At 69.9% G+C, this 25,922-nt stretch carries 27 protein-coding genes; 18 read left to right on the top strand and 9 right to left on the bottom strand.

Translation table 11 applies throughout. The annotated features are described in order from the left end of the window. The 6 genes from tpiA (at position 1) to OHA98_RS28600 (ending at position 5,443) form a co-directional block, all read left to right on the top strand. Positions 1 to 777 carry a triose-phosphate isomerase gene (gene tpiA, locus OHA98_RS28625; protein WP_266929693.1) on the top strand — a complete coding sequence of 259 codons (777 nt, stop codon included), beginning with the start codon at positions 1 to 3 and terminating at the stop codon, positions 775 to 777. 114 nt (positions 778 to 891) lie between these two features. Then, positions 892 to 1,128, top strand: coding sequence for a preprotein translocase subunit SecG (gene secG / locus OHA98_RS28620; RefSeq protein ID WP_018104607.1), 237 nt, complete (start codon positions 892 to 894; stop codon positions 1,126 to 1,128). A gap of 109 nt (positions 1,129 to 1,237) precedes the next feature. Next, a complete protein-coding gene (locus tag OHA98_RS28615) occupies positions 1,238 to 1,573 on the top strand; it encodes an RNA polymerase-binding protein RbpA (protein WP_136207022.1) in 336 nt (111 codons plus the stop codon). A 192-nt stretch (positions 1,574 to 1,765) separates the two neighbouring features. Further along, positions 1,766 to 3,418: a glucose-6-phosphate isomerase gene (pgi, locus tag OHA98_RS28610; protein ID WP_266929691.1), complete on the top strand. Its 1,653-nt coding sequence runs from the start codon at positions 1,766 to 1,768 to the stop codon at positions 3,416 to 3,418. A 4-nt stretch (positions 3,419 to 3,422) separates the two neighbouring features. Further along, positions 3,423 to 3,926, top strand: coding sequence for a PH domain-containing protein (locus OHA98_RS28605; RefSeq protein ID WP_266929690.1), 504 nt, complete (start codon positions 3,423 to 3,425; stop codon positions 3,924 to 3,926). Then, positions 3,923 to 5,443, top strand: coding sequence for a PH domain-containing protein (locus OHA98_RS28600; RefSeq protein WP_266929688.1), 1,521 nt, complete (start codon positions 3,923 to 3,925; stop codon positions 5,441 to 5,443). The genes OHA98_RS28605 and OHA98_RS28600 overlap by 4 nt, the downstream gene beginning before the upstream one ends. 37 nt (positions 5,444 to 5,480) lie before the next feature. On the opposite strand, the gene pgl is transcribed toward OHA98_RS28600, so the two are convergent. The 5 genes from pgl to tkt are packed head-to-tail and all read right to left on the bottom strand — an operon-like array spanning position 5,481 to position 12,077. Further along, complete coding sequence (pgl, locus tag OHA98_RS28595; RefSeq protein WP_266929686.1) at positions 5,481 to 6,263, bottom strand: 6-phosphogluconolactonase; 783 nt, start codon at positions 6,261 to 6,263, stop codon at positions 5,481 to 5,483. Continuing rightward, positions 6,260 to 7,300, bottom strand: a complete 1,041-nt coding sequence (opcA, locus tag OHA98_RS28590) for a glucose-6-phosphate dehydrogenase assembly protein OpcA (RefSeq protein ID WP_266929684.1) — start codon at positions 7,298 to 7,300, stop codon at positions 6,260 to 6,262. Before opcA ends, pgl begins: the two co-directional genes overlap by 4 nt. Then, positions 7,297 to 8,829, bottom strand: coding sequence for a glucose-6-phosphate dehydrogenase (gene zwf, locus OHA98_RS28585; RefSeq protein WP_266929683.1), 1,533 nt, complete (start codon positions 8,827 to 8,829; stop codon positions 7,297 to 7,299). The genes opcA and zwf overlap by 4 nt, the downstream gene beginning before the upstream one ends. 5 nt (positions 8,830 to 8,834) lie before the next feature. Then, on the bottom strand, positions 8,835 to 9,953 hold the full coding sequence (gene tal / locus OHA98_RS28580; protein ID WP_266929681.1) for a transaldolase: 1,119 nt from the start codon (positions 9,951 to 9,953) through the stop codon (positions 8,835 to 8,837). A gap of 36 nt (positions 9,954 to 9,989) precedes the next feature. Next, a complete protein-coding gene (gene tkt, locus OHA98_RS28575) occupies positions 9,990 to 12,077 on the bottom strand; it encodes a transketolase (protein ID WP_266929679.1) in 2,088 nt (695 codons plus the stop codon). 286 nt (positions 12,078 to 12,363) lie between these two features. On the opposite strand from tkt, the gene OHA98_RS28570 reads away from it, so the two are divergent. Further along, positions 12,364 to 13,317, top strand: a complete 954-nt coding sequence (locus OHA98_RS28570) for a heme o synthase (protein ID WP_266929678.1) — start codon at positions 12,364 to 12,366, stop codon at positions 13,315 to 13,317. A gap of 89 nt (positions 13,318 to 13,406) precedes the next feature. Continuing rightward, positions 13,407 to 13,775 carry a hypothetical protein gene (locus OHA98_RS28565; RefSeq protein ID WP_266929676.1) on the top strand — a complete coding sequence of 123 codons (369 nt, stop codon included), beginning with the start codon at positions 13,407 to 13,409 and terminating at the stop codon, positions 13,773 to 13,775. 166 nt (positions 13,776 to 13,941) lie between these two features. Here OHA98_RS28565 and OHA98_RS28560 read toward each other — a convergent pair whose 3' ends face one another. The 3 genes from OHA98_RS28560 to OHA98_RS28550 all read right to left on the bottom strand — a co-directional run bounded on the left by OHA98_RS28560 (position 13,942) and on the right by OHA98_RS28550 (position 16,731). Continuing rightward, positions 13,942 to 14,931, bottom strand: a complete 990-nt coding sequence (locus OHA98_RS28560; RefSeq protein WP_266929674.1) for a heme A synthase — start codon at positions 14,929 to 14,931, stop codon at positions 13,942 to 13,944. A gap of 109 nt (positions 14,932 to 15,040) precedes the next feature. Beyond that, entirely contained in the window at positions 15,041 to 15,808 is a 768-nt protein-coding gene (locus tag OHA98_RS28555) for an ABC transporter permease (protein ID WP_266929672.1), read from the bottom strand. Further along, positions 15,805 to 16,731, bottom strand: a complete 927-nt coding sequence (locus OHA98_RS28550; protein WP_266929670.1) for an ABC transporter ATP-binding protein — start codon at positions 16,729 to 16,731, stop codon at positions 15,805 to 15,807. Before OHA98_RS28550 ends, OHA98_RS28555 begins: the two co-directional genes overlap by 4 nt. Positions 16,732 to 16,903: 172 nt before the next feature. On the opposite strand from OHA98_RS28550, the gene OHA98_RS28545 reads away from it, so the two are divergent. From OHA98_RS28545 to OHA98_RS28510, 8 genes are all read left to right on the top strand, one after another. Then, on the top strand, positions 16,904 to 17,647 hold the full coding sequence (locus tag OHA98_RS28545; RefSeq protein WP_266929668.1) for a metalloregulator ArsR/SmtB family transcription factor: 744 nt from the start codon (positions 16,904 to 16,906) through the stop codon (positions 17,645 to 17,647). Further along, positions 17,644 to 19,065, top strand: coding sequence for a Fe-S cluster assembly protein SufB (sufB, locus tag OHA98_RS28540; protein ID WP_266929667.1), 1,422 nt, complete (start codon positions 17,644 to 17,646; stop codon positions 19,063 to 19,065). Before OHA98_RS28545 ends, sufB begins: the two co-directional genes overlap by 4 nt. A 69-nt stretch (positions 19,066 to 19,134) precedes the next feature. After that, a complete protein-coding gene (gene sufD, locus OHA98_RS28535; RefSeq protein WP_266929665.1) occupies positions 19,135 to 20,316 on the top strand; it encodes a Fe-S cluster assembly protein SufD in 1,182 nt (393 codons plus the stop codon). Next, positions 20,316 to 20,633 carry a bifunctional 3-phenylpropionate/cinnamic acid dioxygenase ferredoxin subunit gene (locus tag OHA98_RS28530; protein ID WP_073720274.1) on the top strand — a complete coding sequence of 106 codons (318 nt, stop codon included), beginning with the start codon at positions 20,316 to 20,318 and terminating at the stop codon, positions 20,631 to 20,633. The genes sufD and OHA98_RS28530 overlap by 1 nt, the downstream gene beginning before the upstream one ends. 7 nt (positions 20,634 to 20,640) lie before the next feature. Continuing rightward, positions 20,641 to 21,405, top strand: coding sequence for a Fe-S cluster assembly ATPase SufC (gene sufC / locus OHA98_RS28525; protein WP_266929664.1), 765 nt, complete (start codon positions 20,641 to 20,643; stop codon positions 21,403 to 21,405). Further along, positions 21,402 to 22,670 (top strand): cysteine desulfurase, encoded by a 1,269-nt coding sequence (locus tag OHA98_RS28520; RefSeq protein WP_266929662.1) that lies wholly within the window; start codon positions 21,402 to 21,404, stop codon positions 22,668 to 22,670. Before sufC ends, OHA98_RS28520 begins: the two co-directional genes overlap by 4 nt. Positions 22,671 to 22,680: 10 nt before the next feature. After that, positions 22,681 to 23,136, top strand: coding sequence for a Fe-S cluster assembly sulfur transfer protein SufU (gene sufU, locus OHA98_RS28515; protein WP_323179648.1), 456 nt, complete (start codon positions 22,681 to 22,683; stop codon positions 23,134 to 23,136). Beyond that, a complete protein-coding gene (locus OHA98_RS28510) occupies positions 23,133 to 23,471 on the top strand; it encodes a metal-sulfur cluster assembly factor (protein ID WP_073720270.1) in 339 nt (112 codons plus the stop codon). Before sufU ends, OHA98_RS28510 begins: the two co-directional genes overlap by 4 nt. A 164-nt stretch (positions 23,472 to 23,635) precedes the next feature. Here the strand turns inward: OHA98_RS28510 and OHA98_RS28505 are convergent, their stop codons facing one another. Continuing rightward, positions 23,636 to 24,631, bottom strand: a complete 996-nt coding sequence (locus OHA98_RS28505; RefSeq protein WP_266930963.1) for a hypothetical protein — start codon at positions 24,629 to 24,631, stop codon at positions 23,636 to 23,638. Positions 24,632 to 25,002: 371 nt separating this feature from the next. Here OHA98_RS28505 and OHA98_RS28500 point away from each other — a divergent pair, with 371 nt between their 5' ends. Both OHA98_RS28500 and OHA98_RS28495 read left to right on the top strand, forming a co-directional pair. After that, positions 25,003 to 25,323: a multidrug efflux SMR transporter gene (locus OHA98_RS28500; RefSeq protein ID WP_266929661.1), complete on the top strand. Its 321-nt coding sequence runs from the start codon at positions 25,003 to 25,005 to the stop codon at positions 25,321 to 25,323. Continuing rightward, positions 25,323 to 25,913 carry a TetR/AcrR family transcriptional regulator gene (locus OHA98_RS28495; RefSeq protein WP_266929659.1) on the top strand — a complete coding sequence of 197 codons (591 nt, stop codon included), beginning with the start codon at positions 25,323 to 25,325 and terminating at the stop codon, positions 25,911 to 25,913. The genes OHA98_RS28500 and OHA98_RS28495 overlap by 1 nt, the downstream gene beginning before the upstream one ends. The last annotated feature ends 9 nt before the right edge of the window (positions 25,914 to 25,922 follow it).

The raw sequence follows: 25,922 nt of genomic DNA, 5'->3' as shown, positions 1-25,922 counted from the left end.
ATGAGCACCCGCACCCCGCTGATGGCGGGCAACTGGAAGATGAACCTCAACCACCTCGAGGCCATCGCCCACGTCCAGAAGCTCGCCTTCGCCCTGACCGACAAGGACTACGACGCCGTAGAGGTCGCCGTCCTGCCGCCCTTCACCGACCTGCGATCCGTGCAGACCCTGGTGGACGGCGACAAGCTGAAGATCAAGTACGGCGCCCAGGACATCTCGGCGCACGACTCCGGCGCGTACACCGGTGAGATCTCCGGCCCCATGCTCGCCAAGCTGAGGTGCACGTACGTGGCCGTCGGCCACAGCGAGCGCCGCCAGTACCACGGCGAGAACGACGAGGTCTGCAACGCCAAGGTGAAGGCCGCGTACAAGCACGGTCTGACCCCGATCCTGTGCGTCGGCGAGGGCCTGGACATCCGCAAGGCCGGTGACCAGGTCTCCTACACGCTCGCGCAGCTCGACGGCGCCCTCAAGGACGTGCCGGCCGAGCAGGCCGATTCCATCGTGATCGCCTACGAGCCGGTCTGGGCCATCGGGACCGGCGAGGTCGCCACCCCCGAGGACGCCCAGGAGGTGTGCGGAGCGATCCGCCGCCGGCTGGCCGAGCTGTACTCGCAGGAGCTGGCCGACGCCGTCCGTATCCAGTACGGCGGCTCGGTGAAGTCCGGCAATGTCGCGGCCATCATGGCCCAGCCCGACGTGGACGGCGCCCTGATCGGCGGCGCCGCGCTGGACGCCGACGAGTTCGTCAAGATCGTCCGCTTCCGCGACCAGTGAGTATGCGCTAGCGCGGATCCGTCGTACCCTTGCGGGGGCCGAAGGGGGTATCACCCTCCGGCCCCCGTTGTCCGTAGATGCAGTCCTAGAAATTCCGGAAAGTAGGGACCAGCCGTGATTTTGGGGTTCGAGATCGCCCTGATCGTCTTCAGCCTGCTGCTGATGCTGCTGGTGCTGATGCACAAGGGAAAGGGCGGCGGCCTCTCCGACATGTTCGGTGGCGGTATGCAGTCCTCCGTCGGTGGCTCCTCGGTCGCCGAGCGCAACCTCGACCGCATCACCGTCGTGGTCGGTCTGGGCTGGTTCGCCTGCATTGTGGTCCTTGGTCTGCTGATCAAGCTGGACAACTGACCCGTCGTCCGCGAATCCCGGTGAGGGTGTAACTCCTTCCACTGGACGCGCGTTGGGCCTTACGTAGACTGGGGCATCCTCGAGCACCATCACGCAGGGAGTTACGACCGTGGCAAGTGGCAACGCGATCCGGGGAAGCCGGGTCGGAGCGGGGCCGATGGGGGAGGCCGAGCGGGGCGAGTCCGCACCGCGCCTCCGCATCTCCTTCTGGTGCTCGAACGGGCACGAGACGCAGCCGAGCTTCGCCCATGACGCGCAGGTACCGGAGACCTGGGACTGCCCGCGCTGCGGCTTCCCGGCCGGCCAGGACCGGGACAGCCCGCCGGACCCGCCGCGCACCGAGCCGTACAAGACGCATCTGGCGTACGTACGGGAGCGGCGCAGCGACGCGGACGGCGAGGCCATTCTCGCCGAGGCCCTTGCCAAACTGCGCGGCGAAATCTAGCGCCCTCCAGGCAAGCGGGAAATCGTTCACCGGCCGGACACCCCAGGGTGTCCGGCCGGTCTGCAATTCCCCCGCCGCCGCCCGCATTTCCTGTGCCGCAGCCCGCCCTCGCGCCCCGGCGACGCCCGATCAATTAGGTTGGAGGGGCAGCGGGGATGCGCAAGTACGAGAAGAAGTGGGCTGATATCCGCGATGAACGCACAAAGCCGAACCAGGCTCAATCAGACGCCCGAGTGGACGGCTCTCGGCAAGCACCGTGAGGAGCTCGGCGGGACCCATCTGCGGCAGCTGTTCGCGGACGGTCCGGACCGCGGCAGCGCCTACACCCTGCGGGTCGGCGACCTGTACCTCGACTACTCCAAGCACCTGGTCACCGACGAGACGCTCCGCCTGCTGCGCGAACTCGCCACCGCCACCGGGGTCGCGGAGCTGCGCGACGCGATGTTCCGCGGCGAGAAGATCAACACCACCGAGGACCGGGCGGTCCTGCACACCGCGCTCCGCGCCCCGCGCGACGCGGTGATCGAGGTCGACGGCGAGAACGTGGTGCCCGCCGTGCACGCCGTCCTCGACAGGATGGCCGCCTTCTCCGAGCGGATCAGGTCGGGGCAGTGGGCCGGTCACACCGGCCGGCCCATCAAGAACATCGTCAACATCGGCATCGGCGGCTCCGACCTCGGCCCCGCCATGGCCTATGAGGTGCTGCGCTCCTTCACGGACCGCTCGCTCACCGTCCGCTTCGTCTCCAACGTGGACGGAGCCGACCTCCACGAGGCGGTACGCGACCTCGACGCGGCCGAGACGCTGTTCGTCGTCGCCTCCAAGACGTTCACCACGATCGAGACCATCACCAACGCCACCTCCGCCCGCGACTGGCTGCTCACCGAGCTGAGGGCCGGTCAGGACGCCGTCGCCAAGCACTTCGTGGCGCTGTCGACCAACGCGGCGAAGGTCGCGGACTTCGGCATCGACACGGCCAACATGTTCGAGTTCTGGGACTGGGTCGGCGGCCGCTACTCCTACGACTCCGCCATCGGCCTCTCGCTGATGGTCGCCATCGGACCGGACCGGTTCCGCGAGATGCTCGACGGCTTCCACCTCGTCGACGAGCACTTCCGCACCGCCCCCGCCGAGGAGAACGCCCCGCTGCTGCTCGGCCTGCTGGGAGTCTGGTACGGCGCCTTCTTCGACGCCCAGTCGCACGCGGTGCTGCCCTACAGCCACTATCTGTCCAAGTTCACCGCGTATCTGCAGCAGCTGGACATGGAGTCCAACGGCAAGTCCGTGGACCGGGACGGCAATCCGGTGGACTGGCAGACCGGCCCGGTGGTCTGGGGCACCCCCGGCACCAACGGCCAGCACGCGTATTACCAGCTGATCCACCAGGGTACGAAGATGATCCCGGCGGACTTCATCGGCTTCGCCGCCCCGGTGCACGACCTGCTGCCCGGACTGATCGCCCAGCACGACCTGCTGATGGCCAACTTCTTCGCCCAGACCCAGGCCCTCGCCTTCGGCAGGACGCCCGATGAGGTCCGCGCCGAAGGGGTGCCCGAGGAACTGGTCCCGCACAAGACGTTCCGGGGCAACCACCCCACGACCACGATCCTCGCCGACAGGCTGACCCCCTCGGTCCTCGGCCAGCTGATCGCGCTCTACGAGCACAAGGTCTTCGTCCAGGGCGCCGTCTGGAACATCGACTCCTTCGACCAGTGGGGCGTCGAGCTCGGCAAGGTACTCGCCAAGAAGATCGAACCGGTCCTGACCGAGGGCACCGGCGGCGAGCGGCTGGACAGCTCCACCGCGACGCTGGCCGCCGCCTACCGCACGCTGCGGGGGCGCTGAGCCGATGCCGCAGGGGGAGGGGAAGATACGGCTCCGGCCGCCGGCCAACACGCTGGACGGACGGGCCGTCGGCTGGTGGCGCGCCCAGTGGGTGCTGCTGACCGCCCTGCCGGTCGTGGTGCTCGGGGTGCTGGGCCTGCTCATCGAACCGGCCCGGTTCTGGCTGCTGCTGCCCGCCGGAGTGCTGGCCGTCACCGGAGCGGCCTGCGCCGCCCTCCTCCCCCTGTGGTGGTTCCGGACCCACCGCTGGGAGGTCACCGAGGACGCGGTGTACGTCCGCACCGGCGTCCTCCGGCAGGAATGGCGGATCGCGCCGATGTCCCGGATCCAGACCGTGGACACCGTGCGCGGCCCGCTGGAACAGCTCTACCGGCTCGCCACGGTCACCGTCACCACCGCGTCCGCCAAGGGCGCGGTGAAGATCGAGGGCCTGGACCACGAGGTGGCGGCCGAGCTGGCCGAACGGCTGACCCGGATCACCCGCGACACCCCGGGCGACGCCACATGAGCGCTGCCGACGACTGGCGCCGTCTCGCCCCGCGCACGGTCCTGGTCACCGCGCTCGTCACGGCGGGCGTCGCGGCCGGCGCGGCCGTACCGACCACCCTCGGGCTGGCCGGCCGGCTCGGGACCGGCCCGGCGGTGCTCTGGGTGCTGGCCGGAGCCGCCCTGCTGATCGGCTGCGCGGCGGCCGGCGACCACATCCGCTGGCGCCGCACCCGCTACCGCGTCGGCCCCGAGCGCGTCGACCTGCACACCGGGCTGCTGCTCGTCAAGAAGCGATCCCTGGCCCGTGAGCGCATCCGCAGCGTCGATCTGACCGCCCACCTGATGCTGCGCCTCCTGGGCCTCGTCACGGTCAGGATCGGCACCGGGGAGCACACCGGCGGCGAATCCACCCTGGAGCTCGACCCGGTGACCCGCGCCGAGGGCGAACGGCTGCGCCGGCTGCTGCTGGAACGCACCGCCACCGGCCCCGGGGGCAGCCACCGCGAGGGCGACCTGGTCACCCTCGACCCGCGCTGGATCCGCTACGCCCCGGCCTCCTTCGTCGCCCCGATGCTGGGCGGTGCCGCGGCGGGGGCCGTGATGCAGGTCAGCGAATGGGCCGGGGCGCAGCGGCAGGTCATCGCCTGGATCGGTGATCTCTTCCGGGAGACCGCGCTGCTCTGGATGATCGTGATCCTGGTCCTGGCGGCCCTCGTCGCGGGCTTCCTCGGCGCGCTCGGACTCTGGGTCGAGATGTGGTGGAACTACCGTCTGGAGCGCGAACCCGGCGGCACCCTGCGGGTCCGGCGCGGGCTGCTGACCACCCGTTCCATCTCGGTCGAGGAGGCCAGACTGCGCGGCGTGGACCTCGTCGAGCCGCTCGGTGTCCGGCTGCTCGGCGCCGCCCGGCTGGACGCGATCACCACGGGGATGGCCAAGGACGAGGACTCGGACAAGGCCGACCACAACACCCTGCTCCCGCCCGCGCCCCGGCGGCTGGCCGACAGCGTCGCCGCCGAGGTGCTGCGGGAGCCGGTCGCCCCGACCGGTGTCCCGCTCACCGGCCACCCCCGCGCGGCCCGCCGCCGCAGGCTCGGCTGGGCGCTCTGGGCGGCCCTGGCCCCCGCCGCGGTCCTGGCCGTGCTCGGGGCACTGCTGACACCCGTCCTGCTCTGGATCGCGCTCGCCTGGGCCGTGGTGTTTCCGCCCGTCGCGGTCCTGCTCGCGCTGGACGCGTACCGTGCGCTGGGACACGCCGTCGGCGGCCGGTACCTGGTGACCCGCTCCGGCACCCTCCGCCGCTCCACCGCGGCGCTGGAGCGCACCGGGGTGATCGGCTGGACGGTCAGGCAGACGTACTTCCAGCGGCGGGCCGGGCTGCTGAGCATCACCGCCACCACGGCCGCCGGAGCGGGCGCCTACACGGCGCACGACGCCGACGCCCACGAGGGCCTCGGCTTCGCCGCCGAGGCCGTCCCCGGCCTGCTGGAACCCTTCCTGGAGCGTGTCGGGACAAAGGCCCGGTCCGCTCGATGAGCGAACCGGGCCTCCGTGGTGTCCTGCCGACGACCGCTCAGGGAGAGGCCGGCGGATACAGCGCACGCGGCAGCTGCGAGGCCGCCGAGGCGTCCAGCAGCCACAGCGTCCTGGAGCGGCCGTACGCCCCCGCCGCCGGGGCCTGGATCTCCCCGGCACCGGACAGCGCGATGGCCGCGGCCTCCGCCTTGTCCTCGCCCGCCGCCAGCAGCCACACCTCGCGCGCCGCCCGGATCGCGGGCAGCGTGAGGGAGACCCTGGTCGGCGGCGGCTTCGGGGCGCCGTGCACACCGACGACGGTGCGCTCGGTCTCCCGTACCGCGGGCAGCTCCGGGAAGAGCGAGGCGACATGGGTGTCCGGGCCCACGCCCAGCATCAGCACGTCGAACGCCGGTACGGGGCCGTGGTCCTCCGGCCCCGCCGCCGCGGCGAGTTCGGCGGCGTAGCCGGCGGCGGCCGCGTCCGCGTCATTGCCGTACACGCCGTCCGAGGCAGGCATCGCGTGCACCCGGGCGGGGTCCAGCGGCACCGAGTCCAGCAGGGCCTCGCGGGCCTGCGTGACATTGCGCTCCGGATCGCCCTCGGGCAGGAAGCGCTCGTCGCCCCACCAGAGGTCCAGCCGTGCCCAGTCGACGGCGTCCCGGGCGGGCGCCGCGGCGAGTGCGGCCAGCAGGCCGTTGCCGTTGCGTCCTCCGGTCAGCACCACCGAGGCGTGACCGCGTGCGGCCTGGGAGTCCACGATCCTCGTGATCAGCCGGGCCGCCGCGGCCTGCGCCATCAGTTCCTTGTCGCGGTGCACGACCAGTTGGGGGACCGTCACTTGGACGCCGCCTTCTTGGCCGGGGCCTTCTTCGCGGCCGGGGCCTTCGCCCCGTCGTCGGCGGACGGCTGCTCCGCCGCCCGAACGGTCTTCACCGTCGGCGCGGGGGACGGACCGCCGAGGCGCTCCACACCGAACTTCACCGCGGACTCGTAGGTGTTGTCCGGGTCCAGACGGCGCAGCTCTTCCGCGAGCAGCTCGGCGGTCTCCCGCCGCTTGAGCGCGACGGCGCGGTCCGGCTGGCCCTCCATGGAGAGCGTGGCCAGTGAGCCGTCGGCCCGGTCGAGAACGATGACACCGTTCTTCGTCTCCAGCCGGACCGCGGTCAGACCGGGACCGCCGGAGAGCGTGCGCTCCACCGGGACCCCCAGCCGGCCCGCGAGCCACATGGCGAGCAGTTCGCAGCTCGGGTTGTCGCTCTCGCCCTCGACGGTCGCGGCACTGACCGCGGCGGGCTGCTGGTCCAGCGCTGCGGCCAGCATCGAACGCCACGGGGTGATGCGGGTCCAGGCCAGATCGGTGTCGCCCGGGTTGTACGTCGCCGCGCGTACCGCCAGCTCGTCGAGCGGGCGTTCGGCGGAGTAGGCGTCCGTGATCCGGCGCTGCGCGAGGGCCCCCAGCGGGTCCTTCGCCGGTTCGGCGGGCGCGTCCTCGGGCCACCACACCACGACCGGGGCGTCCGGCAGCAGCAGCGGCAGGACCACCGACTGGGCGTGGTTGGCCAGTTCGCCGTGCAGTCGCAGCACGACGGTCTCGCCGGTGCCGGCATCGGAGCCGACCCGGACCTCGGCGTCGAGCCGGGCGTCGCGGCGGCTGCGGGGCGAGCGGCTGATCCGCTTGATCACCGCGATGATCCGCGAGGGGTGTTCGCGCGAGGCGTCGCCCGCCGACTTGAGCGCGTCGTACGCGTTCTCCTCGTCGGTGACGATGACCAGCGTGAGCACCATGCCGATGGCCGGGGTGCCGATGGCCCGGCGGGCCGACACCAGGGCCTGGTTGATCTTGCTGGACGTGGTTTCCGTGAGATCGATCTTCATGGCCGGCGCCAGCTCCGTCCGTCGCGTGCGAGCATCTCGTCGGCCTCGGCCGGACCCCAGGTACCGGCCGCGTACTGCGCGGGCTTGCCGTGCTTGTCCCAGTACTCCTCGATCGGGTCGAGGATGTTCCAGGAGAGCTCGACCTCCTGGTGACGGGGGAAGAGGTTGGCGTCGCCGAGCAGCACATCGAGGATGAGCCGCTCGTACGCCTCCGGGCTGGACTCCGTGAAGGACTCGCCGTAGGCGAAGTCCATCGTGACGTCCCGGACCTCCATCGAGGTGCCCGGCACCTTGGAGCCGAAGCGCACGGTCACACCCTCGTCCGGCTGGACCCGGATGACCAGGGCGTTGCCGCCCAGTTCCTCGGTGGCGCCGGACTCGAAGGGCAGATACGGGGCCCGCTTGAAGACGACCGCGATCTCGGTGACCCGGCGGCCGAGCCGCTTTCCGGTACGCAGGTAGAACGGCACCCCCGCCCAGCGGCGGTTGTTGATCGTCAGCTTGATCGCGGCGAAGGTGTCGGTCGTCGACTTGGGGTCGATGCCGTCCTCCTCCAGATAGCCGGGGACCTCCTCGCCGCCCTGCCACGCGTGCGCGTACTGGCCGCGCACGGTGTGCTTGCCCAGGTCCTCCGGCAGTTCCACCGCCGTGAGCACCTTGAGCTTCTCGGCGACCAGCGCCTTGGGGTGGAAGGAGCCGGGCTCCTCCATCGCCGTCAGCGCCAGCAGCTGGAGCAGGTGGTTCTGGATGACGTCACGGGCCGCGCCGATGCCGTCGTAGTAGCCGGCCCGGCCGCCGATGCCGATGTCCTCGGCCATCGTGATCTGGACGTGGTCGACGTAGGACCGGTTCCAGATCGGCTCGAACATCGTGTTGGCGAAACGCAGCGCCAGGATGTTCTGGACCGTCTCCTTGCCCAGGTAGTGGTCGATCCGGAAGACCTCGTTGGGCGGGAACACGTCGTGCACGAGCTGGTTGAGCTCCTGCGCGCTGGTGAGGTCGTGCCCGAACGGCTTCTCGATGACGGCACGCCGCCACGAGCCTTCCTTCTGGTCGGCGAGTCCGTGCTTCTTGAGCTGCTGGACGACCTTGGGGAAGAACTTCGGCGGAACGGACAGATAGAAGGCGAAGTTGCCTCCCGTGCCCTGTGCCTGGTCGAGCTCCTGGATGGTGGCCTTCAGGGTCTCGAAGGCCTCGTCGTCGTCGAAGTTGCCCTGGACGAAGCGCATCCCCTGGATGAGCTGCTGCCAGACCTCTTCGCGGAACGGGGTACGCGCGTGCTGCTTGACGGCGTCGTGGACCTCTTGGGCGAAGTCCTCGTCCTGCCATTCGCGGCGGGCGAAGCCGATGAGCGAGAAGCCCGGCGGCAGCAGGCCGCGGTTGGCCAGATCGTAGACAGCGGGCATCAGCTTTTTACGGGACAAATCGCCCGTTACACCAAAGATGACCAGGCCCGACGGCCCCGCGATGCGCGGGAGCCGTCGGTCCTGGGCGTCACGAAGCGGGTTGGCTCCGGGAACACCAGACAAGGTGGTCAGCCCTCCGAAGGGGCGAGGCGCTTGAGCTCCGCCTCGGTGGAAGTGAGCAGGTCGTTCCAGGACACCGCGAACTTCTCGACGCCCTCGTCCTCCAGGACCCGTACGACGTCGTCGTAGGAGATCCCGAGCTTCTCGACGGCGTCGAGCTCGGCGCGCGCCTGCTCGTAGGTACCGGCGATGGTGTCGCCGATGATCTGTCCGTGGTCCGCCGTGGCGTTCAGCGTGGCCTCGGGCATGGTGTTCACCGTGCCGGGGGCGACCAGATCGTCGACGTACAGCGTGTCCTTGTACGCGGGGTCCTTGACCCCGGTGGAGGCCCACAGCGGACGCTGCTTGTTGGCCTGCGCCCGGTCGAGCGCGGCCCAGCGGTCGGAGGCGAAGACCTCCTCGTACGCCTGGTAGGCGAGCCGTGCGTTGGCGAGCGCCGCCTTGCCCTTGAGGGCCTTGGCCTCGTCGGTGCCCAGCGCGTCGAGCCGCTTGTCGATCTCGCTGTCCACCCGGGACACGAAGAACGAGGCGACCGAGTGGATCTTGGAGAGGTCCAGGCCCGCGGCCTTCGCCTGCTCCAGGCCCGCCAGGTAGGCGTCCATGACCTCGCGGTAGCGCTCCAGCGAGAAGATCAGCGTCACATTGACACTGATGCCCTTGCCGATGACCTCGGTGATCGCCGGCAGACCGGCCTTCGTCGCCGGGATCTTGATGAGCGTGTTCGGCCGGTCCACCAGCCAGGCCAGCTGCTTGGCCTCGGCGACGGTCGGCGCGGTGTGGTGGGCCAGCCGCGGGTCCACCTCGATGGAGACCCGGCCGTCCTGGCCGTCGGTCGTGTCGAAGACCGGACGCAGGATGTCGGCGGCGTCACGGACGTCCGCCGTCGTGATCATGCGGATGGCCTCGTCGACGGTCACCTTGCGGGTGGCGAGGTCGGTGAGCTGCCGCTCGTAACCGTCGCCCGAGGAGATCGCCTTCTGGAAGATCGACGGGTTGGTGGTGACACCCACGACGTGGCTCTGGTCGATCAGCTCGGCGAGATTGCCGGAGGTGATCCGCTTGCGCGACAGGTCGTCGAGCCAGATCGCCACGCCCTCGTCGGAGAGGCGCTTGAGTGCGTCTGTCATGAGAATTGCATCTCCTACTAGTCGTATATACCGGCGTCAGCGCGCGGCGGCGGCGAGAGATTCCCGCGCGGCGGCGGCCACGTGCTCGGCGGTGAAGCCGAACTCCCGGAACAGCACCTTCGCGTCGGCCGAGGCACCGAAGTGCTCCAGCGACACGATCCGCCCGGCGTCACCGACGTACCGGTACCAGGTCAGGCCGATGCCCGCCTCGACGGCGACCCGGGCCTTCACGGACGGCGGCAGGACGCTGTCCCGGTACGCCTGGTCCTGCTCCTCGAACCACTCGACCGACGGCATCGAGACGACCCGGGTCGGCACCCCGGCCGCCTGGAGCTGCTCGCGCGCCTCCACGGCGAGCTGCACCTCGGAGCCGGTGCCGATCAGCAGGACCTGCGGCTCGCCGCCCTCGGCGTCGAAGAGCACGTAGCCGCCCTTGGCCGCGTCCTCGTTCGCCTCGTACGTCGGCACACCCTGGCGGGTCAGCGCCAGACCGTGCGGAGCGCCCTTGCCGAACACCTTGGTGTAGCGGCGCAGGATCTCGCGCCAGGCGATCGTGGTCTCGTTGGCGTCGGCCGGGCGCACGATGTTCAGACCCGGGATGGCGCGCAGCGCGGCCAGGTGCTCCACCGGCTGGTGGGTCGGGCCGTCCTCGCCCAGACCGACCGAGTCGTGCGTCCACACGTACGTCACCGGCAGGTGCATCAGCGCGGACAGCCGCACCGCGTTGCGCATGTAGTCGGAGAACACCAGGAAGGTGCCGCCGTAGATACGGGTGTTGCCGTGCAGCGCGATGCCGTTCATGGCGGCGGCCATGGCGTGCTCACGGATACCGAAGTGGATCGTGCGGCCGTACGGGTCCGCGCCCGGCAGCGGGTTGCCCGCCGGGAGGAACGAGGAGGTCTTGTCGATCGTGGTGTTGTTCGAGCCCGCGAGGTCGGCGGAGCCGCCCCACAGCTCGGGGATGACACCGCCGAGCGCCTGGAGCACCTTGCCGGAGGCGGCGCGGGTGGCGACGCTCTTGCCCGCCTCGAAGAGGGGAAGCCTCTCCTCCCAGCCCGTGGGCAGCTCGCCCGCGGCGATCCGGTCGAACTCGGCGGCGCGCTCCGGGTTGGCGGTGCGCCACGCGGCGAAGGACTTCTCCCAGGTGGCCTTGGCCTCACGGCCGCGGTCCAGCGCCTCTCGGGTGTGCCCGATGACCTCGTCGGAGACCTCGAAGGACTTCTCCGGGTCGAAGCCGAGGACCCGCTTGGTGGCCGCGACCTCGTCGTCGCCGAGCGCCGAGCCGTGCGCGGCCTCGGTGTTCTGGGCGTGCGGGGCCGGCCAGGCGATGATCGACCGGGCCGCGATGAACGACGGGCGCCCGGTCTCGGCCTTGGCGGCCAGCAGCGCCTCGTACAGACCCTTGGGGTCGAGATCGCCGCTGGGCAGCTGCTCGACACGCTGGACGTGCCAGCCGTACGCCTCGTAACGCTTGAGGGTGTCCTCGGAGACCGCGGTCTCCGTGTCGCCCTCGATGGAGATGTGGTTGTCGTCCCACAGCAGGGTCAGATTGCCCAGCTTCTGGTGACCCGCCAGCGAGGAGGCCTCGGCGGAGATGCCCTCCTGGAGGCAGCCGTCACCGGCGATGACCCAGATGTTGTGGTCGAACGGGGAGGTGCCGGGGGCCGCGTCAGGGTCGAACAGGCCGCGCTCGTACCGTGCCGCCATGGCCATGCCCACCGCGTTGGCGACGCCCTGGCCCAGCGGCCCGGTGGTCGTCTCGACGCCCGTGGTGTGCCCGTACTCCGGGTGGCCGGGGGTCTTGGAGCCCCAGGTGCGGAAGGCCTTCAGGTCATCGAGCTCCAGGCCGTAGCCGGCCAGGTAGAGCTGGATGTAGAGGGTCAGGCTGGAGTGGCCCGCCGAGAGGACGAACCGGTCACGGCCGGTCCAGTCCGCGTCCGCCGGGTCGTGCCGCATCACCTTCTGGAAGAGGGTGTACGCGGCGGGAGCCAGGCTCATGGCCGTACCCGGGTGGCCGTTTCCGACCTTCTGTACGGCGTCCGCGGCGAGGACGCGGACAGTGTCCACGGCCCGCTGGTCCAATTCGGTCCACTGGAGGTCTGTGGTGGTCGGCTTGGTGCTCACCCTGAGTCAGGGCTCCTCTCCACTGTTGTAAACCGGTGGCTGTTACCGCACCGGGCATTGTCGAGCCTACCCCCGTCACAACGCTCGATTTCCGAGCTGTTTCCAGGGTGCGTGCGACCCGCGCGGTTCGCCCGTCGGCGGAATGCGGCCGTTCATTGCCGCGCCACCTCAACACGACCCCACCCCCGCGAAGATCGGTGTATCCCCAACGTCTACAGTGGTCTGGTTCGCGCAAGTCTTTACCGGGCCTTCACTCCCGGAGCTTGCTGGGATTTCTCTGTCAGGGGTGTGCGTGACGGCCGTCGAGTCCCGACCCGCAGGGGTCGCCTTGACTCCGAGCCCAGGGGGCCATCGCCCGTTCGGGGCCCGCATCAAGGCATTCGTGGCGCTTACCAAGCCGCGGATCATCGAGCTGTTGCTCATCACCACTGTTCCGGTGATGTTCCTCGCCGCTCAGGGTGTGCCCGACCTGTGGCTCGTACTCACTACCACCATCGGCGGATATCTCTCCGCCGGCGGTGCCAACGCGCTGAACATGTACATCGACCGCGACATCGACGCGTTGATGGACCGTACGTCGCAGCGCCCGCTGGTCACCGGCATGGTGAGCCCGCGCGAGTGCCTGGCCTTCGGAATCGCCCTCGCGGTGATTTCCACCGCCTGGTTCGCGTTCTTCGTCAACTGGCTCTCGGCCTGGCTCGCGCTCGGCGCGCTCCTCTTCTACGTCGTCGTCTACACGATGCTGCTGAAGCGCCGTACCTCGCAGAACATCGTCTGGGGCGGAATCGCCGGATGCCTGCCGGTCCTCATCGGCTGGTCCTCGGTGACCAACTCGATGTCCTGGGCCGCCGTCATCCTCTTCGCGGTCATGTTCTTCTGGACGCCGCCGCACTACTGGCCGCTGTCCATGAAGGTCAAGGACGACTACGCCCGGGTCGGCGTCCCGATGCTCCCGGTCGTGGCCACCAATCAGGTGGTCGCCCGCCAGATCGTCATCTACAGCTGGGTGATGGTCGGGGTCTCGCTGCTGCTGACCCCGCTGGGCTACACGGGCTGGTTCTACACGGTGGTGGCGGTGCTCTCCGGCGCCTTCTGGCTCTGGGAGGCGCACGGTCTGCAGAGCCGCGCCAAGGCCGGGGTGACCGGCGCCAAGCTCAAGGAGATGCGGCTGTTCCACTGGTCCATCACCTATGTCTCGCTCCTCTTCGTCGCTGTCGCGGTGGACCCCTTCCTCCGCTGACGGTCACCCGCCTCACGGGCGGGGTACGTGGCCCAGGCCACGTACCCCGCCCGTCGCCGTTTGATCTACCCGTCGGTAGCATCCTGTGCATGGCAGAGACGGCAGCAGACACGGAAGAGACCCGGCGGGCGGACAGCAGGCGGGCGGCCCGCGCGGAGCGCAGGGCGGCGAGGCTCGCCAGGCAGATCGGCGCCTTCGCCAAGGAGCACGGCGGTGCCGAGGGGCAGCTCGCCTACATCGGGGAGTCCGGCGCCCGCATCGTCCTCGTCGGCGAGGACGGCGGCTGGGGCGACCTGGTCGCACCGTCGTACGCCGTCGCCGAGGACGCGGCGCGGAAGTCCGGCATCACGATGCACGAGTCCTTCGACGGCGATCTCGCGGCCAAGGTCCGCACCGGCCCGTACGAGTGGTCGAGGATGGCGGGCATCCAGGTCGGCGGCCCGTCCAACGACTGCTGAGCCGTCCGCCCGGCGGAACCCGGCGGGCGGCCCGCCCGGAGTTCACCCGTCGGGCCGTACGCACATGTGGGTCCCGGGCGCGTCCCGGACCCCGGACGCGTGATCGCCGCCCCCGGCAGCCGGGGGCGGCGATTCGCTGTCGGGAGGTCCGTCGCCCCCCGGCGGTTCAGCTCGCGGGTGCGGGCGTGGCCTTCTGCTGCTCGGCGGCGGACGGGCCCGGGACCGGGGCGCCCGCCGCGGCCGGCCGCTCACGCATGCTCAGCGCCAGCCGCAGCACGGCGATCCACATCAGGGACGAGCCGAACATATGGAGGCCGACCAGGACCTCGGGCACGTCGCTGAAGTACTGCACATAGCCGATCCCGCCCTGTGCCACCAGCACGATCAGCAGGTCCCGGGCGCGTGCCCGGGTGTCGGCGGGGGCGTCCGCCATCCGCAGGGCCAGCCACATGCCGATGGCCAGCGCGCAGACGACCCAGGCGGCGATGGCGTGCACATGGGCCGCCGCGTTCCAGTCCCACGGCATGCGCGGGACGTCGCTGCTGTCGCCGGCGTGCTTGCCGGAGCCGGTCACCGTCGTACCGAGCGCGATCAGGACCGCCGAGGTGCCGACGATGGCCCAGGACAGATTGCGTACAGGACGCGGTGCGCGGGGACTGCGCGGGCCGTCGCCCTCGCCGACCCGGACCCAGGTGATGACCGCGACGGTGAGCAGGCAGTTGGCCAGCAGGAAGTGACCGGCCACGGACCACGGGTTGAGGCCGGCCCAGACCGTGATCCCGCCGATGACGGCGTTCCCCATCACGAGCCAGAACTGGGACCAGGCCAGCCGCGTCAGCGCGCGGCGCCGGGGCTTGGCGGAACGCACCGAGATGATCGCCCAGCCGACCGCGGCCGACAGGACGTAGGTGAGCATGCGGTTGCCGAATTCGATGGCGCCGTGCAGGCCCTGCTCGGGCGTGGCGAAGAGGCTCTCGTCGGTGCACTTGGGCCAGGTGTCGCAGCCCAGACCGGAGCCGGTCAGCCGGACGGCGCCGCCGGTGATGATGATGAACACGGTCATCACGACCGCGGAGAGCGCGGCGCGCCGGACCACCTTGGTGGACGGCGTCCAGCGCTTGGCGATGTAGGAGAGGGGGGTTTCCACGCGCACCATCGTAGGCCGGGGCTTGTGCATGATTTCACGAGGGGTGGGGTGGTTCCCGGACGACTCCGGACATCACCGGAATGTCAGCAGCTGCTCACTCCCGGCGGCAGCCGCGTGCTCACTCCCAGCGGAAGAACCGTGCCGCCGCGCCCAGCCCCAGCACCGCCCAGACCGCCAGGATCCCGAGATCGCCCCAGGGCATGGACGCGCCGTGCTGGAGCACGTCCCGCAGTCCGTCCGAGAGCGCCGAGATCGGCAGCAGCCCCAGCACCGACTGCACCCCGTCCGGGAACTTGTCCAGCGGCACGATGACCCCGCCGCCGACCAGCAGCAGCAGAAAGACCAGGTTGGCGGCCGCGAGTGTCGCCTCCGCCTTCAGCGTCCCGGCCATCAGCAGCCCGAGCCCGGAGAAGGCCGCGGTGCCCAGCACCAGGAGCGGCAGGACGGCGACGGGGCCGCCGTGCGGCGACCAGCCCAGCGCGAAGGCGATGACGGTCAGCAGCACGATCTGGAGCACCTCGGTGACCAGGACGGACAGCGTCTTGGCGGTCATCAGCGCCCAGCGCGGCAGCGGGGAGGCGCCGAGCCGCTTGAGCACCCCGTAGCGGCGCTCGAAGCCGGTGGCGATGGCCTGGCCGGTGAAGGCCGTGGACATCACCGCGAGCGCGAGGACGCCGGGCGCCAGGAAGTCGACCGGCTCGCCCGAGCCGGTGTCGATGATGTCGACGGCGCTGAACAGCACCAGCAGCAGCGTCGGGATGATCACCGTCAGCAGCAGCTGCTCGCCGTTGCGCAGCAGCATCCGCGTCTCCAGCGCGGTCTGCGCGGCGATCATGCGGGACAGCGGGGCGGCGCCGGGGCGGGGGGAGTACGTACCGGCGCTCATGCGCGCAGCTCCTTGCCGGTCAGTTCGAGGAAGACGTCCTCCAGGGTGTGCCGCTCCACGGAGATGCCGTCCGGCATGACCCCGTGCTGGGCGCACCAGGAGGTGACGGTGGCCAGGAGCTGCGGATCGATCCGTCCCGTGATGCGGTACGTCCCCGGGAGCGGCTCGGCGGCCCCGCTGTCGTCGGGCAGAGCCTTGAGCAGCGAGGCGAGGTCCAGGTCGGGCCGTCCCGTGAAGCGCAGGGTGTTCTCGGCGCCGCCGCGGCACAGCTGTTCCGGGCTGCCCCGGGCGATGACCCGGCCCGCGTCGATGATCGCGACCTCGTCGGCGAGCTCCTCCGCCTCGTCCATGAAGTGGGTGGTCAGCACGGTCGACACGCCGTCGGCGCGCAGTTCCTTCACGAGGTCCCAGGTGGAGCGGCGGGCCTGCGGGTCCAGGCCCGCGGTCGGCTCGTCCAGGAAGAGCAGTTCGGGGCGTCCGACGACCGCCATGGCGAGCGAGAGCCGCTGCTGCTGTCCGCCGGAGAGCCGCCGGTACGCCGTCCGGCCGCAGCCGCCGAGGCCGAGGCGGTCGATCAGGGCGTCGACGTCCAGGGGGTGGGCGTGCAGCCGGGCCATGTGGCGGAGCATCTCCTCGGCCCGCGCACCCGAGTAGACCCCGCCGGACTGGAGCATCACCCCGATCCTCGGACGGAGCTTCTCCGCCTCGGTGACCGGGTCGAGGCCGAGCACCCGGACGGTTCCCGCGTCGGGGCGGCGGTATCCCTCGCAGGTCTCGACGGTGGTGGTCTTCCCGGCGCCGTTCGGGCCGAGGACCGCGGTCACCGCGCCGGCCGGAACGGTCAGGTCGAGGCCGTCGAGGGCGGTCTTGGCGCCGTACCGCTTCACCAGGCCCTCGACCCGTACGACAGGCTCGCTCTTCATGGCGGGTAAGTCTAGGCAGGGCGGGGAGGGCGTTCGTCCCCGGGGAGGCCCGCGGGGCCGGGTCCGGACCGGTCCGCGAGGCCAGATTAGGTGACCCTAAGTGACGAATCGCACCGTTGATCGTTCCGGACCGTGGTTGTCAGGGCCGGATGAATTACGCAACAATGGCGTTGTGAAATACGTTGGCGAGGCTCCGCAGGAGGAACTCGCGACCGGCGAGCGCTCGACGCGCAACCGGGTCGCGCGCTCCATCCTGGACCACGGCCCTTCCACCGCAGCCGATCTGGCGAAGCGGGTCGGCCTGACCCAGGCCGCTGTCCGCCGCCACCTCGACGCACTCGTCGCCGACGATGTCGTCGAGCCCCGCGAACAGCGGGTCTACGGGGCGCGGACCCGCGGCCGCCCCGCCAAGGTGTTCGCCCTGACCGCCTGCGGCCGGGACGCCTTCGACCAGTCCTACGACAAGCTCGCCGCGGACGCGCTGCGCTGGATCGCCGAGACCTCGGGCGACGGGGCGGTGCTCGCCTTCGCCCGCGCCCGGATGGCCGCCCAGGCCGAGGGATACCGCGAGGCGGTCGAGGCCGCGGCTCCCGAGGACCGCGCCGAGGCATTGGCCAAGGCCCTGTCCGCAGACGGGTACGCTGCCATGGCGCGAAGTGCGCCGGCCCCCCAGCAGGGCGAGCAGCTGTGCCAGCACCACTGCCCGGTCGCGCATGTCGCCGAACAGTTCCCACAGCTGTGCGAGGCGGAGACGGAATTCTTCTCCAGCCTCCTCGGGACCCATGTGCAGCGTCTGGCCACCCTCGCCCACGGCGACGGCGTGTGTACGACCTTCGTGCCGCGCAGCGGTCACGCAGCACCACCACAGACCACCCCATCAGCATCTGCAAGCACGGCCGGGAGGAACCCCGCATGACGCTCCCCACGGAGACTGCCCACCCTGAGCTCGAGGGTCTGGGCACGTACGAATTCGGCTGGGCCGACTCCGACGCGGCAGGAGCGGCGGCGAAGCGCGGCCTCTCCGAGGCTGTCGTCCGCGACATCTCGGACAAGAAGAGCGAGCCCGAATGGATGCTGAAGCTGCGGCTCAAGGGCCTGAAGCTGTTCGGCAAGAAGCCCATGCCGAACTGGGGCTCCGACCTGTCGGGCATCGACTTCGACAACATCAAGTACTTCGTCCGGTCCACCGAGAAGCAGGCGGAGTCCTGGGAGGACCTGCCCGAGGACATCAAGAACACGTACGACAAGCTCGGCATCCCCGAGGCGGAGAAGCAGCGCCTGGTCGCCGGTGTCGCCGCGCAGTACGAGTCCGAGGTCGTCTACCACCAGATCCGTGAGGACCTGGAGGAGCAGGGCGTCATCTTCCTCGACACCGACACCGCGCTGAAGGAGCACCCGGAGCTCTTCAAGGAGTACTTCGGCACCGTCATCCCGGTCGGCGACAACAAGTTCGCCTCGCTGAACACGGCCGTGTGGTCCGGCGGATCGTTCATCTACGTTCCCAAGGGTGTCCACGTCGACATCCCGCTCCAGGCCTACTTCCGTATCAACACGGAGAACATGGGCCAGTTCGAGCGGACGCTGATCATCGTCGACGAGGACGCCTACGTCCACTACGTCGAGGGCTGCACCGCGCCGATCTACTCCTCGGACTCGCTGCACAGCGCCGTGGTCGAGATCATCGTGAAGAAGGGCGGCCGCTGCCGCTACACGACCATCCAGAACTGGTCGAACAACGTCTACAACCTCGTCACCAAGCGCGCCGTGGCGTACGAGGGCGCGACCATGGAGTGGGTCGACGGCAACATCGGCTCCAAGGTCACCATGAAGTACCCGGCGGTCTACCTGATGGGCGAGCACGCCAAGGGCGAGACGCTCTCCATCGCCTTCGCGGGCGAGGGCCAGCACCAGGACGCCGGTGCCAAGATGGTCCACATGGCCCCGAACACCTCCTCCAACATCGTCTCCAAGTCGGTGGCGCGAGGCGGCGGCCGTACCTCCTACCGCGGTCTGATCGAGATCGGCGAGGGCGCGCCGGGCGCGAAGTCCAACGTGCTCTGTGACGCGCTGCTGGTCGACACGATCTCGCGCTCCGACACCTACCCCTACGTCGATGTCCGCGAGGACGACGTGTCGATGGGCCACGAGGCGACCGTCTCCAAGGTCTCCGAGGACCAGCTCTTCTACCTCATGAGCCGCGGACTCACCGAGTTCGAGGCCATGGCGATGATCGTGCGCGGCTTCGTCGAGCCGATCGCGAAGGAGCTGCCCATGGAGTACGCCCTGGAGCTCAACCGGCTGATCGAGCTGCAGATGGAGGGTTCGGTCGGCTAGTACGGCCGTGCGCCGTACCACCGGACGAATCCCGAGTTCCTGACTGAGAAAGCGAGCACTACGACAGCCATGGCTGAGGCTCAGAACATTCCGGTGGGCTCCACCACCGCCGGGTCCATCGCGGTGGCCGCCGAGTCGACCGTCGCCACGCGCATGAGCGCGCCCCCGTCCTTCGACGTCGCGGACTTCCCGGTCCCGCACGGCCGCGAGGAGGAATGGCGCTTCACGCCGCTGGAGCGGCTGCGCGGGCTGCACGACGGCACGGCCGTCGCCACCGGCGGCGGCGTCAAGGTCGTCGTCGAGGCGCCCGAGGGCGTCACCGTCGAGACCGTCGGCCGCGACGACGCGCGGCTCGGCAGGGCCGGTACGCCGGTGGACCGGGTCGCCGCCCAGGCGTACTCCGCCTTCGAGAAGGCCTCGGTCGTCACGGTCGCCAAGGAGGCCGTGCTCACCGAGCCGGTCCGGATCGCCGTGCACGGCGAGGGCGGTGTGGCCTACGGCCACCAGGTCATCGAGCTGGGCGCCTTCGCCGAAGCCGTCGTCGTCATCGACCACACCGGTGACGCGGTGCTCGCCGCCAACGTCGACTACGTCCTCGGTGACGGCGCGAAGCTGACCGTCGTCTCCGTCCAGGACTGGGACGACACGGCCGTCCACGTCGGCCAGCACAACGCGCTGGTCGGCCGGGACGCCTCCTTCAAGTCGATCGTCGTCACCTTCGGCGGGGACCTGGTGCGCCTGCACCCGCGGGTCGCCTACGCGGGCACCGGCGGCGAGGCCGAGCTCTTCGGTCTGTACTTCACCGACAAGGGCCAGCACCAGGAGCACCGCCTCCTGGTCGACCACAACACCCCGCACTGCAAGTCCAACGCGGTGTACAAGGGCGCCCTCCAGGGCGAGGGCGCACACGCCGTATGGATCGGTGACGTCCTCATCCAGGCCAGGGCCGAGGGCACCGACACCTACGAGATGAACCGGAACCTCGTCCTCACGGACGGCGCCCGGGTCGACTCCGTACCCAACCTGGAGATCGAGACCGGCGAGATCGTCGGCGCCGGCCACGCCTCGGCGACCGGCCGCTTCGACGACGAGCAGCTCTTCTACCTCCAGTCGCGCGGTATCCCGGCCGAGGAGGCCCGCCGTCTCGTCGTGCGCGGCTTCTTCGCCGAGCTGGTCCAGCAGATCGGCCTGCCGGACGTCGAAGCGCGTCTCCTCGACAAGATCGAGACCGAGCTGAAGGCGTCCGTCTGATGGCCTTCGTCAAAGCCTGTGCGCTGAGTGAGCTGGAGGACGACACCCCCAAGCGGGTGGAGCTCGACGGCACACCCGTCTCCGTTGTCCGCACCGAGGGCGAGGTGTTCGCGATCAACGACATCTGCTCGCACGCGAACGTCTCGCTGTCGGAGGGCGAGGTGGAGGACTGCATGATCGAGTGCTGGCTGCACGGATCGAGCTTCGACCTCCGTACCGGCAAGCCGTCCGGCCTTCCCGCGACGCGCCCCGTCCCCGTATACCCCGTAAAGATCGAAGGGGACGATGTGCTCGTCTCCGTCACCCAGGAGTCCTGAGTCACCCATGGCAACGCTTGAAATCCGCGACCTGCACGTCACCGTCGAGGCCGACAACGCCACGAAGGAGATCCTCAAGGGCGTCGACCTGACCGTGAAGCAGAGCGAGACCCACGCCATCATGGGCCCCAACGGGTCCGGCAAGTCCACCCTCGCGTACTCGCTGGCGGGTCACCCCAAGTACACGATCACACAGGGCACGGTCACCCTCGACGGCGAGGACGTCCTGGAGATGTCCGTCGACGAGCGCGCCCGCGCCGGCCTGTTCCTCGCCATGCAGTACCCGGTCGAGATCCCCGGTGTCTCGGTCTCCAACTTCCTGCGCACCTCCGCCACCGCCGTCCGCGGTGAGGCGCCCAAGCTGCGTACGTGGGTGAAGGAGGTCAAGGAGACGATGGCCGGCCTCCAGATGGACCCGTCCTTCGCCGAGCGCAACGTCAACGAGGGCTTCTCCGGCGGTGAGAAGAAGCGCCACGAGATCCTTCAGCTGGAGCTCCTCAAGCCGAAGATCGCGATCCTCGACGAGACGGACTCCGGTCTGGACGTCGACGCGCTGAAGACCGTCTCCGAAGGAGTCAACCGGGTCCGTGAGGGCGGCGAGGTCGGCACCCTGCTGATCACGCACTACACACGGATCCTCCGCTACATCAAGCCCGACTTCGTGCACGTCTTCGCCAACGGCCGTATCGCCGAGTCCGGCGGCGCCGAGCTCGCCGACAAGCTGGAGAACGAGGGCTACGAGGCATATGTGAAGGGTGGCGCTTCCGCGTGACTGACGCCCGACAGGGGCTCTCCGGCCTCCTCGACACCGAGGCGATCCGCAAGGACTTCCCCCTCCTGGACCGCACGGTCCACGACGGCAAGAAGATCGTGTACCTGGACAGCGCGGCGACCTCGCAGAAGCCGCGTCAGGTTCTCGACGCGCTCAACGAGTACTACGAGCGGCACAACGCCAACGTCCACCGCGGTGTGTACACCATCGCGGAGGAGGCCACCGCGCTGTACGAGGGCGCTCGCGACAAGGTCGCGGCCTTCATCAACGCGCCCAGCCGCAACGAGGTGATCTTCACGAAGAACGCCTCCGAGTCGCTCAACCTCGTGGCCAACATGCTGGGCTGGGCGGACGAGCCCTATCGGGTCGACCGCGACACCGAGATCGTCACCACCGAGATGGAGCACCACTCCAACATCGTGCCGTGGCAGCTGCTCTCGCAGCGCACCGGCGCGAAGCTGAAGTGGTTCGGCATCACGGACGACGGCCGTCTCGACCTGTCCAACATCGACGAGATCATCACGGAGAAGACGAAGATCGTCTCCTTCACCCTGGTCTCGAACATCATGGGCACGATCAACCCGGTCGAGAAGATCATCCGCCGTGCCCAGCAGGTCGGCGCGCTGGTCTGCATCGACGCCTCGCAGGCGGCCCCGCACATGGTGCTCGACGTGCAGGCGCTGCAGGCCGACTTCGTGGCCTTCACCGGCCACAAGATGGTCGGCCCGACCGGCATCGGCGTGCTGTGGGGACGGCAGGAACTCCTGGAGGACCTGCCCCCGTTCCTCGGCGGCGGCGAGATGATCGAGACCGTGTCGATGCACTCGTCGACGTATGCCCCCGCGCCGCACAAGTTCGAGGCGGGTACGCCCCCGATCGCCCAGGCCGTCGGCCTCGGCGCGGCCGTGGACTACCTCTCGGCGATCGGCATGGAGAAGATCTACCGCCACGAGCACGCGATCACCGAGTACGCGGTGAAGCGGCTCCTGGAGGTCCCGGACCTCCGGATCATCGGTCCGGCGACGGCCGAGGACCGCGGCGCCACGATCTCCTTCACGCTCGGCGACATCCACCCGCACGACGTGGGCCAGGTCCTCGACGAGGAGGGCATCGCCGTCCGCGTCGGCCACCACTGCGCACGGCCGGTCTGCCTGCGGTACGGAATTCCTGCGACGACGCGAGCGTCGTTCTATCTGTACTCCACGCCCGCCGAGGTCGACGCCCTGGTGGACGGTCTGGAGCACGTCCGGAACTTCTTCGGCTGAGGGCTGACTGGTGAAGCTTGATTCGATGTACCAGGAAGTGATCCTGGACCACTACAAGCACCCCCATGGGCGTGGCCTGCGGGACGGCGACGCCGAGGTGCATCACGTCAACCCGACGTGCGGTGACGAGATCACGCTCCGGGTGAAGTACGACGGCGAGACCGTCGCCGACGTGAGCTACGAGGGCCAGGGCTGCTCCATCAGCCAGGCCAGCGCCTCCGTGCTGAACGAGCTGCTGGTCGGCAAGGAGCTCGCCCAGGCGCAGCGGATCCAGGACGCGTTCCTGGAGCTGATGCAGTCCAAGGGTCAGCTGGAGCCGGACGAGGAGATGGAGGAGGTGCTGGAGGACGCGGTCGCGTTCGCCGGTGTCTCCAAGTACCCGGCCCGGGTCAAGTGCGCGCTGCTGAGCTGGATGGCGTGGAAGGACGCGACGGCGAAGGCGCTGTCCGAAGGGAAGACGGCATGAGCGACAACGAGACTCTCACCACCAAGCCGGCCTCCGAGGAGGAGGTCCGCGAGGCGCTGTACGACGTGGTCGACCCCGAGCTGGGCATCGACGTCGTCAACCTGGGGCTGATCTACGGCATCCACGTGGACGACGCCAATATCGCCACTCTCGACATGACCCTGACGTCGGCGGCCTGTCCGCTGACCGATGTCATCGAGGACCAGGCGAAGTCCGCGACGGACGGCATCGTCAGCGAACTGCGGATCAACTGGGTCTGGATGCCGCCGTGGGGCCCGGACAAGATCACGGACGACGGGCGCGAGCAGCTGCGCGCGCTCGGCTTCAACGTCTGAGACGTCCCCGGGACGTCCCACGTCCGGTGACCCGTCGAGTCGCGCGTCGCCCCGTCGCGTCGCGCCGTTGTACGACAGTGAACGGCCGTGCCCGCCAGTCTGCCTGGCGGGCACGGCCGTTCACGCGTGTCACCGACGGCGTCGGTCACCGCCGGGTCCGGATGTCATGGGGTGGCCGGGGGCGGTCCGTACTGCTCGGGCAGCACGACGGCCGCCTCGGCCAGGACCGGGCCCAGGTTCTCCGTGCGGATGCGCCGGTCCACGTAGAGCAGGCCGACGACCAGCGGCGGGAAGATGGTGGAGAACAGCTGGCTGATCATCTGGCTGACGAGCATGAGCACGATCAGACCGCTCATGGAGGCCACGATCGCACCGGCACTCGCGCCGGGGGCCAGCTCGTCGGTGTCGATCAGCCCCGGGAACGAGCCCATGATCGAGAACGGCATCTGGAGCAGCGAACCGGCCATCGACGCCATGACGTACCCGAGCACCGAGATCCCCAGGATGCGCCACCAGTCGCCGCGCACCAGCTGGGACGAGCGGCGCAGGGCCGCGAGCGGGCCCTGGTCCTCGAAGACCACGATCGACGGGGCCAGCGAGAACTTCACATAGAGCCAGATCGCCAGCGGCCCGAGGAACAGCATGCCGGGAATGCCGATCCACAGCATCGGCAGGACGCCGTCCTCGTCGCCCACGAAATAGATGATCATGCCGATGAAGGCGGTCATGGCGAGCAGGGTCGGTACGAGGGCGATCACCGCCGTGAGGAACACGGTGCCGATCATGGCCCAGACCCGGGCCCAGGCACGCTTCCAGACCGCCCCGAAGGTGGCCGGGCGGCCCAGCACGGCCTGCTGGAGTATCGCCGGGACGGCGGCCTGCATCAGGGCGCCGGCCAGGACGTACACGACGATGCCGATGATGATCAGCACGCCGAAGGCGACCGCCAGCGGGATCCAGTCCTCCGAGGACGGGGCCTGTGAGGACGAGCTTCCCCAGTAGTCGTCGGCCGTGACCGCGTCCCAGTGGACCGCGACGGCGGAGATCGCGACGAGGACCGCCACCACCAGCACCAGCGTCGCCCCGGCGAAGGCGGTCACACCCATGCCGAACAGGGGCTTCCAGTAGCGCCCCATGGTGGAGAACGCGCCGCTGAGTATGTCCGAGACCCTCAGCGGCGCGAGGGGTATGACCCCCGGCTTCGGCGGTGCCGCCCAGGTGCCGCCGCCCCAGCCTCCGCCGCCCCAGCCCCCCATACCGGGCGGCCCTCCGTAAGGACCCCCTCCGGGCGGCCCTCCGTAGGGACCCCCGCCCTGCGGGCCCCCGCCGTAGGGTGCGCCCCCGCTGGGGCCCCCGCCCCACCCTGCATCCTGCGTCACTGCGTCTCCGTCGTGTCGTCGGCCGTGTCGTGGCCGTGTCATGGCTGTGCCTGGTCGTGCTGTCGTGCCGTGTCGTCGGTCGGGACACCGTAGCGTCCTGGGCGGACAGCTGATGTGTACGGGCGTACGCAACGATGCGTACACTCGTACACATGGGATACGGACTGCTGGCGGCCGCCATAGCCGCCGAGGTGACCGCGACGACGGCCATGAAATACAGCGAGGGCTTCACCCGGCTCTGGCCCTCCCTGGTCACCCTCGTGGGGTACGTCCTCGCCTTCGCCCTGCTCGCGCAGACCCTGAAGACACTCTCCGTGGGCACGGCCTACGCGATCTGGGCCGGGGTGGGCACCGCCGCCGTCGCCGTGATCGGCGTGATCTTCATGGGGGAGTCCGGGAACCTGCTCAAGGTGGCGGGCATCGCCCTGATCATCGCCGGGGTCGTGGTCCTCAACATGGGCGGAGCCCACTGATGGCCCGGCGCTACGACCCCGATCGGCGCGAGCACATCATCGACGCGGCTCTCCGCGTGGTCGAGGCCAAGGGCATCGCGGGGCTCAGCCACCGCTCCGTGGCCGCCGAGGCCGATGTTCCGCTCGGCTCGACGACGTACCACTTCGGCTCGCTCGACGAGCTGCTGATCGCCGCCCTGCGCCGCTGCAACGAGAACTTCGGCCAGGCCCTGCGGGAGAGCAGTGTCCTGGCCGGGGTCTCCGGCCGGGGCGGCGGTGCCGAGCTGGCCGAGGAGCTGAGCAGGCTGCTGGGCGAGTGGTTCGAGGGCGGACGCGGGGCGACGGAGCTGGAGTACGAGCTGTATCTCGCCGCCCTGCGCCGCCCCGCGCTGCGCCCGGTCGCCGCCGAGTGGACCGACGGGGCGGTCGAGCTGCTGACCGGGCGGACCGATCCGGCCACCGCGCGGGCGCTTGTCGCGCTGATGGACGGGATCTGCCTCCAGGTGCTGCTCACCGGGGGCTCCTACGACGCGGGCTACACCCGGGAGATGCTGGCGAGAGTCGCCGACGCGCCCCCGCGCCCCGTCGCGGACGCGCCCCCGCATCCCTGACCGTCCGGG

Origin of the sequence: Streptomyces sp. NBC_00654, from assembly GCF_026341775.1 — a bacterium.
Classification (GTDB): domain Bacteria; phylum Actinomycetota; class Actinomycetes; order Streptomycetales; family Streptomycetaceae; genus Streptomyces.
This window is presented reverse-complemented; position numbering and strand designations above follow the sequence as displayed.